Consider the following 15304-nt stretch of genomic DNA (forward strand, 5'->3'; position numbering starts at 1 on the left):
GTTGAAGCAGCAAGCGGCCGGTGTCCGGCCCTGGTATCGAGGCGCCGTCGGCTGCGGCCTGCTGGCGGGCCTCGCCACCTTGATCCAGATGGGCGCACTGGCCTGGGTCGTCGACGATGTCGTGTCGAACCAGGCCACGCTGGGCGATGTCACCCTCGGCGTCGCGCTGATCGTGATCGCCATCGCCGCTCGTGCCCTGGCGCAATGGGGGCAGGAGGTCTGCGGTCAGGCTTGCGGCCTGCGGGTCAAGCAGCAGGTGCGAGCGCGCCTGCTGGTGCGCCTGCAGCAGCTGGGCCCGGTGCGCCTGGCTTCCCGCCATAGCGCGGGGCTGGCCAGTCAGCTGGTGGATCAGGTCGAGTCGCTGGAAGGCTACTACTCCCGCTTCCTGCCCCAGATGGTGTTGGCGGCGCTGATTCCGCTGGTCTATCTCGTCGTGGTGTTCTGGCTCAACTGGCTGGCGGCGATCTGGCTGTTGATCGCCGCCCCCTTGATTCCGCTGTTCATGGCGCTGATCGGCATGGGCGCCCAGCGTCTCAACGAGGCGCAGTTCCAGGCGGTCACCCGGCTTTCCGGTCATTTCCTCGATCGGGTGCGGGGGATCGCCACCCTTCAGCTCTTCGGGCTCGCCGAGCGCAGCGTCGAAGAGATCAGCGAGGTTGCCCACGACTATCGTCGGCGCAGCCTCAAGACGCTGCGGGTGGCGTTTCTGTCATCGGCGGTACTCGAATTCTTCGCTGCCGTGTCGGTGGCCGTCGTGGCCATCTATATCGGTCTCGGCCTGCTCGGCTACATCCAGTACGGGCCGGCCGAGCAGCTCGATCTGTTCAGCGGGCTGTTCATCCTGCTGCTGGCGCCGGAGTTCTTCCAGCCGCTGCGCACGCTCTCCCAGCACTATCACGATCGGGCCTCCGCCCTGGGGGCCGCCGAAGGGCTGGTGGCACTGCTCGAACCGGATGCCGACGAAGAAGCCACACCTGCGGGAAGCACCCGACCCGACGAGACGGCCAGCCGTGAGCTCACCCCCGGTGCCGTCGAGCTCGTGAACGTCGAACTGCGCCATGCCGGACGCGAGCGAATTCTCGGGCCGCTGTCGCTACGTGTCGATGCCGGTGAAGTGGTGGCGCTGATCGGCCCATCCGGCAGCGGCAAATCCAGTCTGTTGCAACTGATCGCCGGCTTCATCGCGCCCAGCGCGGGTCGGGTCGAGGTGCGGCGCGATCCGGCCATCGCCTGGCTGGATCAGCGCCCGCTGATCATCCAGGGCACGCTGGCCGACAACCTGCGGCTGGTCGCGCCAGATGCCAGTGACGAGGCGTTGCGCAGCGCATTGACGCAGGCCGGGCTGGGCCAGTGGTTGGCATCGGCACCGGGCGGGCTCGAGACGCCGCTGGGCGAGCGCGGCGTCGGGCTATCCGGTGGCGAAGGGCAGCGGCTGGCGCTGGCCCGGGTGTTTCTCTCCCCGGCCAGGCTGGTATTGCTGGACGAGCCGACGGCGGCGCTGGACCCGGAGACCGAACAGCACGTGATCGCGGGGCTGACGCAACTGGCGGCGAGCGGGCGGACCCTGATCGTCGCTACCCACCATCCGGCGATCATGGCGATGGCCGGCCGGGTCTTCGCGATCGAACAGGGCCGGTTGTCACGGATCGAGCGCTCGGCCGATGCGCGGGAGACGAACTCATGAAAGCACTGCTATCTCTGCGGCCTTGGCTCGGCGTCCTGGCCGAGCTTCGCGGGCGCCTGCTGCTGGGGGCGGTGCTGATGCTGGCCACGCTGCTCAGCGCATTGGGGCTGCTGTCGCTCTCCGGCTGGTTCATTACCGCCACGGCAATCGCTGCAGTCAGCGCCTCGGGCTATCTGGACGTGTTCACGCCGGGAAGCGGGATCCGATTCTTCGCCGTCTCGCGTACCGTCAGCCGCTACCTGGAACGGCTCTATAACCACGACACCATACTGCGGCTGCTGGCCGATCTTCGCGGACGCGTGTTCGCGAGGCTGGTCACGCTGGATGCGCGCACGCTGGCACGGGCGCGCGCCTCCCAGTGGCTCAACCGGCTGACGGCGGACATCGATACCCTCGACAACCTCTACCTGCGCCTGCTGGCGCCGCCGCTGGTCGCGCTAATCAGCATCTTGGCGTTCGCGGCCTTCGCGGCGGCGTTTCTGCCTATCGCGGGAATCGTCCTGCTGGCCATTCTGTTGCCGCTGGGGCTGGTTGCCACCGCCGGCTGCGCCTGGTGGGGCTGGCGAGCCAGTCATCGCCGGGTCGATCGTCAGGAACAATTGCGTGTCCGCGCCATCGAGCAGGTCGAAGGTCTGGCGGAACTGACCAGCTACCGGGCGCTGGATGCCCACCGTGAGCTCTGGCATCGCGAAGAGCGAGCGCTGCTCGACGATCAGCGCCGACTCGGCCAGCGCACGGCCACGGGCAATCTCGCCGTCACCGTGGGAATCCAACTGGCCACGCTGGCCGTGCTGCTGCTGGGGCTCGAGGCCTTTCGTAGCGGCCAGGTGAGCGGCCCGGTCATGGTGATGCTGGCGCTGGGTACATTGGCGGTGAGCGAAGGCCTGGGCAACCTGCCGATGGCCTTCACGCAACTGGGCGCGACGGTGAGAGCGGCGGAGCGCCTCAACGCTCAGGCCGAACTGAAGACGCCATTGACCGGCGAGCGCTTGACCTCGGGCGGCGCGGCGCCGTCGCTGGACTATCGAAACGTCGAGGTCGCTCACGGGGCGCGAGTCGTGTTCAGCGGCCTGAGTCTTTCCCTCGCCCCCGGCCAGCGTATCGGCATCATCGGCGCCTCGGGGATCGGCAAGTCGACGCTGGCGCAGCTGGCCGTGCGCGCCTTCGACCCGCAGGGTGGGCATGTCGAATTCGATCACCGGGATATTGCCGGGCTCGCGCCCGACTCGCTGAGAGCCAGAATCGGCTACCTCACCCAGCGCAGCGAGCTGTTCCACGACACCCTGGCCGCCAACCTGCGCATGGGGGACCCGGACGCCAGCGACGCCGAACTGTGGGCCGTGCTGGAAAGCGTCGAACTCGAGCCCTGGGCGCGGTCGCTGCCGGACGGCCTGGAAACCTGGGTCGGCGAGCAGGGACGGCAGCTCTCCGGCGGGCAGGCGCGCCGGGTGGCATTGGCGCGGGTGATGCTGCGCAACTCGCCGCTGGTGATCCTGGATGAACCCCTGAGCGGACTGGATGCCGAGACGGCGGCCTCGATCAAGTCGGCACTGGATGCGTGGCTGGCGGGACGCTCTGCGCTGCTGCTGGGCCACGATCCCCAGGCGTTGCCAACCTGCGACGACTGCTGGCGGTTGATGGTTGGTACCACGGGTAGCGCTCTGGTTCAGCGCTAGCGCCTCGCCTGCAAGCGACTAAAGCCGAAACTCGGGGGCCGGGCCATTCTGGCCTCCCATGGCATTGATCACCTCGGTAAAGGTGATACCGATTTCTCGCGCGAGATAATCGGCGAACCGAGAGTCATGGAGCGTCCTCTCGAGCGTGTCGGCGGGGAGGAAACGCTCCATTTCCTGCTGGAATTCGGCGCCGTGAACGAGACCGGGAAGTCTTTCGACCAGCGTACGGGCTCTGGCAATATAGGCTTCGACTCGATAATCCGACAGCTTTCGCTGTACCAGCCCGATGTCCAGGCGTGCGCCCTGCTGTTTTAACCACTGGATATCCCAGATGTCCCTATTGCGGACGTAGCGTTGTGTATTGACGAGAGAAATGAGCTTGTCGGCCATGATTTCGTCGAGGCTCTCGGCAAGAATCAGAAGGTCGTTGTAACCGTCCGGCAAAAACGGGTAATGAAGCTGCAATCCTTGCGCCTGGCGCGTGTAAGCGGGAACGTTGGCAATCTCCAGTTTGATCTTCTGGGTGGCGATATCCGGGCGGGCAGGGGCGGTGGTAACGGACACCTGCCACTTGTCGACTCTCACTTCCGCGTATCTCGGATCGTCGCGAAGCGCCTTGGGTGGTTTCACCGAGACCGCCAGTTGGTAACGCCTGCCGATATAATCTTCCAAGCAGGTTTTTATCTCGCTGGCCTCCTTGCCGCTGAAATCCGGACCGCCAGCGAAATCGAGATCCTCGCTGAACCGTGGCGCCCCGTAGCAGAGTCGCAACGAGGTGCCGCCTTGGAACGTCAGCCCATCGAGGAGTCGCTCCCGGTCGAGCGCGAAGAGGATGTCGAAGTGCAGTAACTCTTTCTCGATCACCGGCCTCATGGCTCGACGGTTGGTGTCCTCCATCGCGAGGTCGACGAGGGCGGCGAAGTCCGCCGGTTCAATTCGCTTCATGAAGGGCCTCGATATCTACCAGATGAGTATTGCGGCCCACGCGCTTGAGATCGGCCCAGGCAGCTTCGGGGGTGGCGATCTTCAAAGGGCGACCGATATCGCGCATCCTGAGTAGCAGTTCGTGCACGGCGCGTTTGGTGTGGGTGAATTCGATCGTCCCATACGGTGTCCGGTAGGTGCCTTTACGGCCCGTCGTCATGATCGTGAGACGCTCGACCGGGATCTGGGAAATCACCCCATAAGCGGACAGCGCCGACTCCAGGCTGACATAGCTATACTCGCCACGTCGCATCGCCTTGGCGATCTCTTCGAGCCGATCAGCTTTCGTACGTCGTGAAGACGCGTAAATGTAGATCCCTTTTTGAACGCCCTCGAGCACGTTGAGTCGACGCAGCCGCCGGATGCCTTCCTGTAATGTCTTGGGGCTGTCTTCGGGAAAGATTTTTGCCAGATCGGTCAGGGTATAGACGCTCCTGCCTTTCCTGTCCCACTGATCCAATCGATCGCGTGCGGTGCCTGATTTCATAAGTGTACACATAAGTGTGTTTTATATAGTCTAAGCGTCTACTTACTGAGCTTCAAGCTTGCCGAATCTTATAAAATGTAGACATTTTGCCAATAGTGTCGACATTGTTGGTGGCGTTACTCTCACTATCTGATCGTCCGCGCCGTCGAAGCCGGGCGATTCCATCGATATCAGGAGCGCCAGCCATGTCCGGTTTCCAGTGGGACGACCCTTTTCTGTTCGACCAGCAGCTCGGCGACGAGGAGCGCCAGATTCAGCAACTGGCACGCGACTACTGCCAGGAGCGCCTGCAGCCGCGCGTGCTGGAGGCCTTCGAACGCGACCATTTCGACCGCGAGATCCTGCGCGAGATGGGCGGGCTCGGACTGCTGGGAGCCACGGTGGCCGAAGCCTATGGCGGGGCGGGCGCCAACCACGTGGCCTACGGTCTGGTCGCGCGGGAGGTCGAGCGGGTCGACTCCGGCTACCGCTCCGCCATGAGCGTGCAGTCGTCGCTGGTGATGCACCCGATCGAGGCCTATGGCACCGAGGCGCAGAAGCAGCGCTACCTGCCCGAACTGGCGAGCGGCGAGATGGTGGGCTGTTTCGGGCTGACCGAGCCCAACGCGGGTTCCGACCCCGGCGGCATGCAGACGCGGGCCAGGAAGGTCGATGGCGGTTATCGTCTCAGCGGCCAGAAGATGTGGATCACCAACAGCCCCATCGCCGATGTCGCCGTGGTGTGGGCGAAATCCGATGCCCATGAAGGCAAGATCAAGGGGTTTCTGGTCGACCGCGGCGCCGAGGGCTTCTCCACGCCCACCATCCAGGCCAAGGCCTCGCTGCGCGCCTCGGTCACCGGCGAGGTCGTGCTGGACGACGTGTTCGTGTCGGAGGAGGCGCTGCTGCCCGGCGCCTCCGGCCTGGGCGGGCCGTTCGGATGTCTCAACAAGGCCCGCTACGGGATCGGCTGGGGCACCATGGGTGCAGCGGAGTTCTGCTGGCACGCCGCGCGCCAGTACACCCTGGATCGGGAGCAGTTCGGCCGGCCGCTCGCCGCCACCCAACTGGTTCAGGTCAAGCTGGCCGACATGCAGACGGAGATCGCGCTGGGCCTCCAGGCGTGTCTGCGCGTCGGGCGCCTGCTGGACGCGGGCCAGGCGACCCCGGAAATGATCTCGCTGATCAAGCGCAATCATTGCGGCAAGGCGCTCGACATTGCCCGGATGTCGCGAGACATGCACGGCGGCAACGGCATCTCATTGGAGTTCGGCGTGATCCGACACATGATCAATCTGGAGACGGTCAACACCTACGAGGGGACCCACGACGTCCATGCCCTGATCCTGGGGCGTGCCCAGACCGGTATCCAGGCGTTCGGGTGACGGCGATGAGTGAGATCTCCCGGCCGCTGGCCGGCCTCAAGGTGCTGGACCTCTCGAGGGTGCTTGCCGGCCCCTGGTGTACGCAGCAACTGGCGGATCTCGGCGCCGAGGTGATCAAGGTCGAGAGGCCGGGGCGGGGCGACGATACCCGCGCCTGGGGCCCGCCTTGGCTCGACGGCGTCGGCACGGGGTTGGAAACACGAGACTCGACGGAGTCGGGTACCGGCACGGGTCCGGGTGCCGAGACAGGAAACTCGACGGAGTCGGGTACCGGCACGGGTTCGGGTGCCGGGATGAAACAGTCCGCCTACTTCCTGAGCGCCAACCGCGGCAAGCGCTCGGTCGCCATCGACCTGTCCACCGCGAAGGGGCAGGAGCTGGTTCGGCGCCTGGCAATGAAGGCCGATGTCGTGATCGAGAACTTCAAGGTCGGCGGGCTGGCTGCCTACGGGCTCGACTACGCCAGCCTCCAGCCACTCAAGCCGGACCTGATCTACTGTTCGATCACCGGCTTCGGCCAGGACGGGCCCTATGCCGGCCGCGCCGGCTACGACTTCCTGATCCAGGGCGTGGGCGGGCTGATGAGCCTGACCGGAGCGCCCGACGCGCAAGGCGGCGAGCCGACGAAGGTAGGCGTCGCGATCACCGATATCTTCACCGGGCTCTACGCCGCCAACGCGATCCTGGCGGCGCTGCGTCGCCGGGATGCGACCGGCGAGGGCGGCTACATCGACATGGCGCTGCTGGATGTCCAGGTCGGCGTACTCGCCAATCAGGCACTCAACTACCTTACCAGCGGCCAGACGCCGCAGCGCATGGGCAATGCGCATCCCAACATCGTGCCGTATCAGGCGTTCGCCGCCGCCGATGGTCATCTCATCGTGACCGTGGGCAACGACAGCCAGTTTCGCCATCTGTGCGAGGCGCTGGGCGAACCGGCGTGGGCGTGGGACCCGCGTTTCGCCACCAATGCCCAGCGGGTCGCCCATCGCGAGGCGTTGGTCGCGCTGTTGGAGAAGCGGTTGATCGCCCGGCCCCGCGACCAGTGGCTGGCGCTGCTGGAGGCCCACGGCGTGCCCTGCGGGCCCATCAATACGCTCGATCAGGTCTTCGGCGACCCCCAGGTGCGGCATCGCGGCATGTGCCAGGAGAGCGTCATGGAGGATGGGCGCCGTGCCAGGCTGGTGGGTAACCCGATCACGCTGGATGGCTGTCGGATGACATCGTCGCAGTCGCCGCCGCGGCTGGGCGAGCATACGGCATGCGTCCTGAGCGAGTGGTTGGCGCTGGATGCCGAGGCGCTGGCGGATCTGCGTCGCGCTGGGGCGATTGTCTGATCGATGCCCCGGTTGTCGTTCCCTCTAAGGCTTGTTCACACCACACGCCTCGAGCCGCTCGCGGATGATCGGCACCGGCGTCATCAGGTGTTCACGCATCATGCGGCTGGCGGCGGTGGCATCGCGTGACAGGATCGTGTCCACCAGGGCCTGATGCTCGCAATGCTTGTCGGCCAGAGCCTGCGCCGAGAAGACGGTCCGACGCAGCCAGAGATGGCGGTAGCGCTGCGCCTGATCGAACAGGGCCGCCCGCGACTGCAGCAGCGGCAGGCAGTCGCAGCCGGCGACCATGGCGTTGTGAAGCGCCTGGTGTCGCTTGTCCCAGCGTTCGAGCATCTCCTCGCCGTCGTTGACCCGGTCGACCTTGGCCAGGGTATGCGCCCGGGCCAGGATCGAGGCCTCCCAGTCATCGTCGCCGCGCTCGATGGCCAAGCGTATCAGCAGGCCCTCGAGCTCGGCGCGAGCGTCGTAGATCGCGGCCAGTTCGGCCATCGACATCGGCGCCACGCGATAGCCACGCTGGCTGATCCCGGTGACCAGGCGTTCGCCGATCAGCCGGGTCAAGGCCTCCCGCAAGGGGCCGACGCCGGTGGCGTAGCTCGCCTTCAGCCGGCTCATCAGCAGCTTTTCCTGCGGTGCATAGACGCCGCGGATGATATCCGCCTTCAGGCGTCGGTAGACGTCGAGCGCGGTGGGGGATCGTTCGGAAGTTGCGGTCATCGCTAGGCCCTGTCGGCGTCGATACATGTCGGTTTCCCAATTCTGTCGATGTCGAAGGAAAATATCGACACCTATCCCGAGCCGATCGACATCCGACGAGAGGCGCATTGTGACTGTTGGCCATGCCGACCAGAATGAGCGTGTAACCTTCGACGCTGCCGTGCGTTCTTCCGGTGTCGTCATGCACCGGGTCCTTCGTGCATCGGCATCCGTCATGAAGCGAGGTTCGCCATGCCGTTCACCACGCCGCACCAGATCGAGCAGCACATCGCCAGGACCATGGCGTTCTACCACCCGCGCTGCATCGATTCCCAGGCGGGTTTCTACCACTATCTCACCGACGACGGACATCTCTACAACCGCCACCACCGACATCTCGTCTCCAGCGCCGGCTACGTGATCATCTATGCCCGCTCCGCGATGCACACCGGCGCGCCCGAGGCCCTCAAGTGGGCGCGCCACGGGCTGAAGTTCATCGAGGAGAGGCACTACCAGACCCGTACCCAGGGGTTCGCCTGGACGCTGGACCACGGTAAGGCGGAAGACACCAACCATCACTGCTACGGGCTGGCCTGGGTCATGCAGGCCTACGCGACGGCGCTGAGGGCCGGGGCTGCCGAGGCGCGAGCCGGACTCGACCGGGTGCGTGCCTTGATGGACCGACGGTTCCTCGAATCCCATTCGCAGCTCTACGCCGCCGAAGCGGACGCGAACTGGCACCTGACCGGCTATCGTGGCCAGAGCGTCAATCAGCGGAGCTGCGAAGCGCTGATCGCGGCGTTCGACGCCACCGGCGAGGTCGCCTTTCTCGACCGTGCGCTGGGTATCGCCCGGACGCTATGGCACCGGCTCGCCCCCATGGGCGATGGCTGGCTATGGGAGAACTACGATCGCGACTGGCATGTCGATTTCGACTATCGCCGCGACCGCCCCGACGATCTCTTCCGGCCCTGGGGTTTCCAGATCGGTCATCAGACCGGGTGGGTCAGGCTGCTGCTGCGACTCCATCACCATCGTCCGGCCGAGGCCTGGCTGCTCCCGACGGCGCGCCGGCTGTTCACCGAGGCAGTGGAGAAGGGATGGGACGACAAGTATGGCGGCTTGATCTGCGGGGTGGATTTCAACCGCCTGCCCCTCAATCGGGACAAGGTCTACTGGGTTCAGGCCGAGAGCCTGGCCGCCGCCGCGATGCTCGGTGACCTGACCGGGGAGGCGCGCTACTGGCGCTGGTACGACAAGATCGCCAACTACTGCTGGCAGCACATGATCGATCACGAGCACGGTGGCTGGTATCGCATCCTGACCCCGGACAACCGACGCTACTCGCGGGAGAAGAGCCCGGCGCCCAAGACCGACTGCCACAATCTTTCCGCCTGCTACGACATCCTGCCGATCATGCAGCGACAGCACGGCGAGCGCGGAGCGGTGTCATCGCTATGACTTCCTGCCCGACGACGGCGTCTCGGCCGGCGTCGGCTCGGGCCCCTCGGCCGGGCTTTCGGTCGATGTCTCCTTCGCCGCCAGCAGTGCCGCACGCTCGTCGTCGAGGCGATGGCGAATATCGGTCCAGGCCGCGAAGGTGCTGAGATAGGCCTCGCCGGTCAGGTGGTCGAGGAAGTCGCTCTTGCCGAGCATGTCCATCACCGGCCCTTTCACCTCGGCCACGTGCAGGGTGACCTTCGAATCCTTCAGGCGGGCGTTGATCGCCTCCAGGCTCTCCAGGGCCGAGGCGTCGATCAGGTTGACCGCCGAACAGATCAGCACCAGATGCCTCATGTTCTCGCGGTCGGCGAGCAGCCCGTAGACGGTGTCCTCCAGATAGCGCGCGTTGGCGAAGTAGAGGCTCTCGTCCACGCGCAGCAGGGCGATCTCGTCATCGACTTCCGCTTCGTAACGCTGGATGTTGCGAAAGTGCTCGGTGCCCGGAAGGCGCCCGACTTCCGCGGTGTGGGGCCGGCTGGTGCGGTAGAGATAGAGCGCCAGCGAGACGCCGACGCCGGCCATGACGCCGGCTTCCACCCCCTCGACGAACGTCAGCAGGATGGTGATCAGCATCGCGGAGAAGTCGCTTCGGGAGTAGTGCCAGGTCCGCTTGAGGCCGGGGAGGTCGACCAGCGTCATCGCCGAGACGATGATGCTGGCGGCCAGTGTGGCGATCGGCAGATAGGCGATCAGCGAGGTCAAGAACAGGATCACCAGCCCGACGCCGAAAGCGGCGAATGCCCCGGCGGCCGGCGTGCGGGCGCCGGCGTCGAAATTGATCACCGTGCGCGACAGGCTGCCGGTCACCGGCATGCCGGACGTGAAGGCCGCCGCCAGGTTGGCGGTGCCGAGGCCGACCAGCTCCTGGTCGGGGGAGATACGCTCGCGTCGCCGCGCGGCCAGCATCTGCGCCAGCGACACCGACTCGATGAATCCGACCACACTGATCAGGAACGCCGGCAGCAGCAAATCGCGCAGCAGGCCCGGCTCGAACGACGGCAGGCTCAATGGCGGCAGATGTGCGGGAATGTCGCCGACCACGTTCACGCCATGAGCGGGGAGCTGCAACGCCCAGGAGACCAGCGTGGTGAAGGCGACGGCCATGACCGGGCCCAGCCGCACGATGAAGGTCGCCTTTCCGGCGCTCAGCCCCATCTTCTGCAGCACCGGCCCTGCCCGCCGCATTACCAGCAGAAAGACCAGCGCGGCGGCGCCCAGTATCAGTGTCGGCCAGTGAACGCCGTCGAGATGGGTCAGCAAATGCGCCAGTTGGTCGATCAGCGTGAATCCCGAGCCGCCGATACCGATCAGGCTGGCGAACTGGCTGGCGGCGATCAGCACGCCGGAGGCGGTGAGCAGACCGGAAACCACCGGATGGCTGAGGAAATTGGCGAAGAATCCCAGCCGCAGCAGGCCCATGACGGCCAGAATCAGGCCCGAGAGCATGGCGAGCGTCGTCGCGGCCTGGCTGTAGGCTGGGGTGCCGCTGACGAACAGGGGCGAGAGGGCGGCGGCAGTCATCAGCGAGACGATCGCCATCGGGCCCACCGCCAGCGTGCGGCTGGTGCCGAAGATCGAATAGAGAATCAGCGGCAGCATGCTGGCGTAGAGGCCGGTGATCGCCGGCAGCCCGGCGAGGATGGCGTAGGCCAGGGCCTGGGGGATCACCATCAGGGTGACGATGATGGAGGCCACCAGATCCTCGTTGAGCAGGTGGCGGTTGTAGTAGGGCGCCCAACTGATGATCGGGAAATAGCGTGCCAGACGGGCACGGAAGTGGATCTGTTCTCGCGTGTCGGTTCCCGTCAATCGGCGCCAAAGGCTCATCGTCTCGTCAGGCTCCCGGTAATAAGCTTATCGTCAAAAAGGATAATCAGGGCGGTAAATGGTGCGCGTACTCCGGGTCGTGTGCAAGTCGACGAGCGACCCTCCGCGCGCCGTGCGCGATGACTTGGCGCTCGTGATGACCAGGTTGGCGGCTCGTCGTCAGGCGTTCGGCGCCGGCATCTCCCGCGCCAGGAAATCCAGCGCTGCGGACTCGGCACTGCCGCGAAACAGGAAGGTCGTGATGTGGCCGCGGCCATTCATCCAGAGCAGTTCCACGTGGTTGCCTTTCGCCTCCAGCGCCTGCATGAAGGTTTCGGCCTGCTCGGGGGGCACGAGATCGTCCCAACTGCCGTGAAACAGAAAGAAGGGCGGTGCGTCGCGGTGGGCGTGGAAGACCGGCGAGGCCTCGGCGTAGGCTGTCGGAAGCTCCGCCTCGGTCCCATCCATCAACTGGATCAGCAGGCGACCGCTGTCCCACAGCCGCAGGTCCGCCGGCGTGCCGCCGGAAACCACCGCCGCGAAGCCGGTATCGCTTTCGCCATAGGGGGCGTCCAGCTCGCTATCCGTGCCTGCCACCAGCGCCAGCAGGCTGACCAGATGCGCGCCGGAGGAATAACCGAAGCCGGCGATGCGCTGCGGATCGATACGCCATTCATCGGCATGGTTGTCGATCCAGTGTCGGGCGACCTGCAGATCGTGCAACTGGGCCGGGAAACGATACGCCGGCGCGAACCGATAGCTCACGTTGACCACCACATAACCCCGGCGCACGAACCGCTTGGCGATCGGTGTCATGTCGTCCCGAGAACGACCCTCCCAGCCGCCGCCGTGGACCATCATCACGGCGGGGCGTCGCGCTTCGCCGCTGGTTTGCGGCAGGTAGATATCCGCCTGCAGCGGTTGTGGCCAGTCCGGTGGCGTGTAGGTCCGGTTCTCCACCACGCGGTAGTCGAGATCGCGGGGCTGCTGCAATGTGGAGGGGAGATCTCCATCGGGAGCGTTGACGTAAGTGGTGCAGCCGGAGAGGAGAACGCAGGCAAGCAGCGCTGGCAGTAGGCGCCCCAGCGGTTTCATGACGCGGATTGGCATTCACGCACATCCCTGATCGTGTCTGGTGACTTCAGCGTACGAGGTCACTGCCCATTGCGCGAATCTGGCCGACGGATGCGCAAGGATGAGTCAGGCGGAAGCGTCGACCAGCCGCCCCTGGTTTTCCGCGAACGCCTCGGCGAGTCGTAGCATCTCCTCCGCCGGTATCTGGCGGATGATGTCTCCCGTGGTCCGATCGATGACCTGGGTAATGACTCGGCTATCGAATTCGCTCAATTCGAAATGCAGCCCGTATTGCGACATGAGGCCGTTGAGCGAATGAAGCCGATCGCTCAGATAGCCGATTCCCGGCGCCGATCCATCGAGTGCGGACATGGAAGGCGCGATCGCGACCGGCGGGGCCAGACCCGCCTGGCTCAGCAACGTTTCCAGTCTTTGCCGGGGAGACCCGTCGACACCCAGGTTGAGAGAGAGCGAAGCCAGATCGATGGGGGTAGGCATGACCATCTTCCTCGAAGAGTCGACACGGAAAGTAGACGTCCAGGTTTCGTCATCGCTATCTGGACTCGGAGACCGGACAGGGTGAAGCAGGGGAGGGAGGCACGGGACGAGCAGGAGCCGCCCGGCTGCCGCCGATATCGAAAGTTCCCTGGAGCCATGCACCCTCGTGGCAGTGCAGGCTTGCCGTGGAAAGCCGGCCGTCCAGACGGGCGCCCATTTCGATGACCACACGATCCAATACTTCCAGCCGACCCGAAGAGGTTCCCGCCAGATAGAGTTCGCGAGCCGCGAGTCGCGGTGCCACCCGGGCACCTGTGCCGACCACGACCCGTTGACCGTCGGCTGAGATGTTTCCCTCTACCTGACCTTCGATCCGAAGCGTCTCGCGCGTCTCGAGACGACCCTGCACGTTGACCGTTCGGCCGATCAGACTGCCGTCAACGACACCCGATATCTCCCCAGGTGGCGCTTTGCCTGCGCATGGGGTGGGAGCGGCATTCCCGAATGACGGCTCGCCGCCCGGAGTGGCGGTGTCAACCGGCGTCGCCGCGAGCGGCCGTTGTCGACTAGTCGCCCGGCGATATCCATCCAGCAGCAGCAGAGCACAGCAGACGAGTCCGCCGAGCAGAAGCCATTCTGCCGAGTCCATAGATTTCATTCCCAAAGCGGTTCCAGCCCTCGTGTCGAACGGAACGTTCGGCGATGGTGGGGGCGATAGATATCGATAGCTATCGGCGCTGAAAAGAAGAACTGAAGGCGCGCATGATCGGGGAGGTTCCGAAGCAAGGTAAAGATGCCTCGCCACGTGCCGATCTATCATCACAGCGGTGGCCTTCTTTCAGACCCGGCTCGCCATCTCCCGACAGCGACAGAGACCTGCGACATGTTTCAGAAATCCAGCCAGAACTCTCGGCAGCCGGTAGCTTCGCCCCGCGGCGGCGACAGCCCGGCGTCATCCGGCGGCAACCCCGTTCCCACCCACGGCCTTTCTCGAATCGGGGGCAAGACGACCCTACAAGGCGATATCAGTGGCGAAGAGGACCTGCTCATCGAGGGGCGGATCCTGGGCGACGTCCTGTTTCGAAAGCATGGCGTCACCGTCGGTGCCGAGGGCGTCGTGGAAGGCCGGATGGTGGCCAGGGAGCTGACGGTGAGAGGTCGGGTGGACGGCACCCTGATCGCCGCCGAGAAGATCACCCTGAAAGCGGGGGCTGTCGTCAACGGCCAACTCCACTCTCCCGGGCTGGTACTGGAAGATGGCGCGGCATTTCACGGCAACATCGACATGGAGCCGGAACAGAACGAGCTCAGGGACGCCTTCGAGACCGGGACGGCGAGCGTCGACTCCACGGCTTCGGAGTCGGCTCGCCTCGGCGCGGAGCCGTCACTGGTCGCAGAGGCCGATGCCTCCACGGAAGACAACATCCCGTTTCCAATCGCGCAGCCCTGACTGACATCCTGTTCGTCCTGAAATTTGGAATACCTTGGGAGATGCTTTCTCAGCCGATAAGCTTTGGTTCGGGAATAATCTGCTGGAGCAATTGTAGCGTGCGGATCAGCTTGAGTGGGAGGGAGCCTGTATGGATAGCGCATCCTTATCGGCAAAGGAGGTCTTGGTGATCACCAGTCGGCATGCTTTTTAATCCAAGTATGGGTGCGTTCGACTACCCAGCGCTTCGGCAGCGCTATGAAACTTGGCACCCGGCCGAAGTGTAAAGAGATCGTCCTGGTCCCGGAGACACCAGCGGCCGACGTTGGCATTGGTGGAGTGGCTCACGACTTCAACCACCAGGCCATGCTGTTGGTGGATAATCTGGACGCGGCGCCCGACATAACTGCCATCTACGAACATCATGGATAGTTCGGTGTCCTTGTCGAGGCCGTTGTCCATGACCGGGTGAACCCCGCGTCGTTTGAGCATTCAGAACGGTGAGAATGGATATAGGGTCATGTCCCTCACATATCCGCCATTGCACGCGTAACCGATTATGCACTTATTCGAAACTGTCCTATTGGCTCCAGCGACGAAATGCCCGGTAAACATTCTGCCAAGGCGGAAAACCCTAGGCAGAATGCACCGAGGCAGGCGCTGCGCACCACATAACACCACGCATAAGGCCCCGTCAGCTCGCTCAGTGTAGCTAGCGGGTTTTTCGCCACTAACTGACAAAGCAGACCTTTCTCCGCTTCGC

General features: G+C 64.8%; 13 protein-coding genes and 1 pseudogene. 7 read left to right on the forward strand and 7 right to left on the reverse strand.

What is annotated here, in order from left to right:
- Position 1: 1 nt before the first annotated feature.
- Both cydD and cydC read left to right on the forward strand, forming a co-directional pair.
- Positions 2-1684: a thiol reductant ABC exporter subunit CydD gene (gene cydD, locus Q0602_RS16400; protein ID WP_298845575.1), complete on the forward strand. Its 1683-nt coding sequence runs from the start codon at positions 2-4 to the stop codon at positions 1682-1684.
- Entirely contained in the window at positions 1681-3360 is a 1680-nt protein-coding gene (gene cydC / locus Q0602_RS16405; protein ID WP_298845577.1) for a thiol reductant ABC exporter subunit CydC, read from the forward strand. Before cydD ends, cydC begins: the two co-directional genes overlap by 4 nt.
- An 18-nt stretch (positions 3361-3378) precedes the next feature.
- On the opposite strand, the gene Q0602_RS16410 is transcribed toward cydC, so the two are convergent.
- Both Q0602_RS16410 and Q0602_RS16415 read right to left on the reverse strand, forming a co-directional pair.
- Entirely contained in the window at positions 3379-4305 is a 927-nt protein-coding gene (locus Q0602_RS16410; RefSeq protein ID WP_298845579.1) for a nucleotidyl transferase AbiEii/AbiGii toxin family protein, read from the reverse strand.
- A complete protein-coding gene (locus Q0602_RS16415; RefSeq protein WP_298845581.1) occupies positions 4292-4831 on the reverse strand; it encodes a hypothetical protein in 540 nt (179 codons plus the stop codon). Before Q0602_RS16415 ends, Q0602_RS16410 begins: the two co-directional genes overlap by 14 nt.
- Positions 4832-5016: 185 nt before the next feature.
- Between Q0602_RS16415 and Q0602_RS16420 the strand changes: the two genes are divergently transcribed.
- Both Q0602_RS16420 and Q0602_RS16425 read left to right on the forward strand, forming a co-directional pair.
- The gene (locus tag Q0602_RS16420; RefSeq protein WP_298845583.1) at positions 5017-6195 is read left to right on the forward strand and encodes an acyl-CoA dehydrogenase; all 1179 of its coding nucleotides are present in this window, start codon (positions 5017-5019) and stop codon (positions 6193-6195) included.
- A 5-nt stretch (positions 6196-6200) separates the two neighbouring features.
- Positions 6201-7532 (forward strand): CaiB/BaiF CoA-transferase family protein, encoded by a 1332-nt coding sequence (locus Q0602_RS16425; RefSeq protein WP_298845586.1) that lies wholly within the window; start codon positions 6201-6203, stop codon positions 7530-7532.
- Between the two features lie 24 nt (positions 7533-7556).
- On the opposite strand, the gene csiR is transcribed toward Q0602_RS16425, so the two are convergent.
- A complete protein-coding gene (csiR, locus tag Q0602_RS16430) occupies positions 7557-8252 on the reverse strand; it encodes a DNA-binding transcriptional regulator CsiR (protein WP_298845641.1) in 696 nt (231 codons plus the stop codon).
- Positions 8253-8483: 231 nt separating this feature from the next.
- On the opposite strand from csiR, the gene Q0602_RS16435 reads away from it, so the two are divergent.
- Complete coding sequence (locus Q0602_RS16435; protein ID WP_298845588.1) at positions 8484-9692, forward strand: AGE family epimerase/isomerase; 1209 nt, start codon at positions 8484-8486, stop codon at positions 9690-9692.
- Here the strand turns inward: Q0602_RS16435 and Q0602_RS16440 are convergent.
- The 4 genes from Q0602_RS16440 to Q0602_RS25370 form a co-directional block, all read right to left on the reverse strand.
- A complete protein-coding gene (locus Q0602_RS16440; protein ID WP_298845590.1) occupies positions 9687-11561 on the reverse strand; it encodes a SulP family inorganic anion transporter in 1875 nt (624 codons plus the stop codon). The two genes, Q0602_RS16435 and Q0602_RS16440, sit on opposite strands and share 6 nt — an antisense overlap.
- A 159-nt stretch (positions 11562-11720) precedes the next feature.
- On the reverse strand, positions 11721-12650 hold the full coding sequence (locus tag Q0602_RS16445; protein WP_298845592.1) for an alpha/beta hydrolase: 930 nt from the start codon (positions 12648-12650) through the stop codon (positions 11721-11723).
- 90 nt (positions 12651-12740) lie between these two features.
- Positions 12741-13112 carry a flagellar protein FlaG gene (locus Q0602_RS16450; protein WP_295041063.1) on the reverse strand — a complete coding sequence of 124 codons (372 nt, stop codon included), beginning with the start codon at positions 13110-13112 and terminating at the stop codon, positions 12741-12743.
- Positions 13113-13167: 55 nt separating this feature from the next.
- Positions 13168-13932, reverse strand: coding sequence for a polymer-forming cytoskeletal protein (locus tag Q0602_RS25370; protein ID WP_367276983.1), 765 nt, complete (start codon positions 13930-13932; stop codon positions 13168-13170).
- A 63-nt stretch (positions 13933-13995) separates the two neighbouring features.
- Here Q0602_RS25370 and Q0602_RS16455 point away from each other — a divergent pair, with 63 nt between their 5' ends.
- A complete protein-coding gene (locus tag Q0602_RS16455; protein ID WP_298845595.1) occupies positions 13996-14562 on the forward strand; it encodes a polymer-forming cytoskeletal protein in 567 nt (188 codons plus the stop codon).
- Positions 14538-14648 (forward strand): annotated as a pseudogene (locus Q0602_RS16460) (IS5/IS1182 family transposase); the annotation flags it as partial. The gene Q0602_RS16455 and the pseudogene Q0602_RS16460, both read left to right, overlap by 25 nt.
- Between the last annotated feature and the right edge of the window lie 656 nt (positions 14649-15304).

It is taken from the genome of uncultured Salinicola sp. (genome assembly GCF_937921195.1).
Classification (GTDB): Bacteria; Pseudomonadota; Gammaproteobacteria; order Pseudomonadales; family Halomonadaceae; genus Salinicola.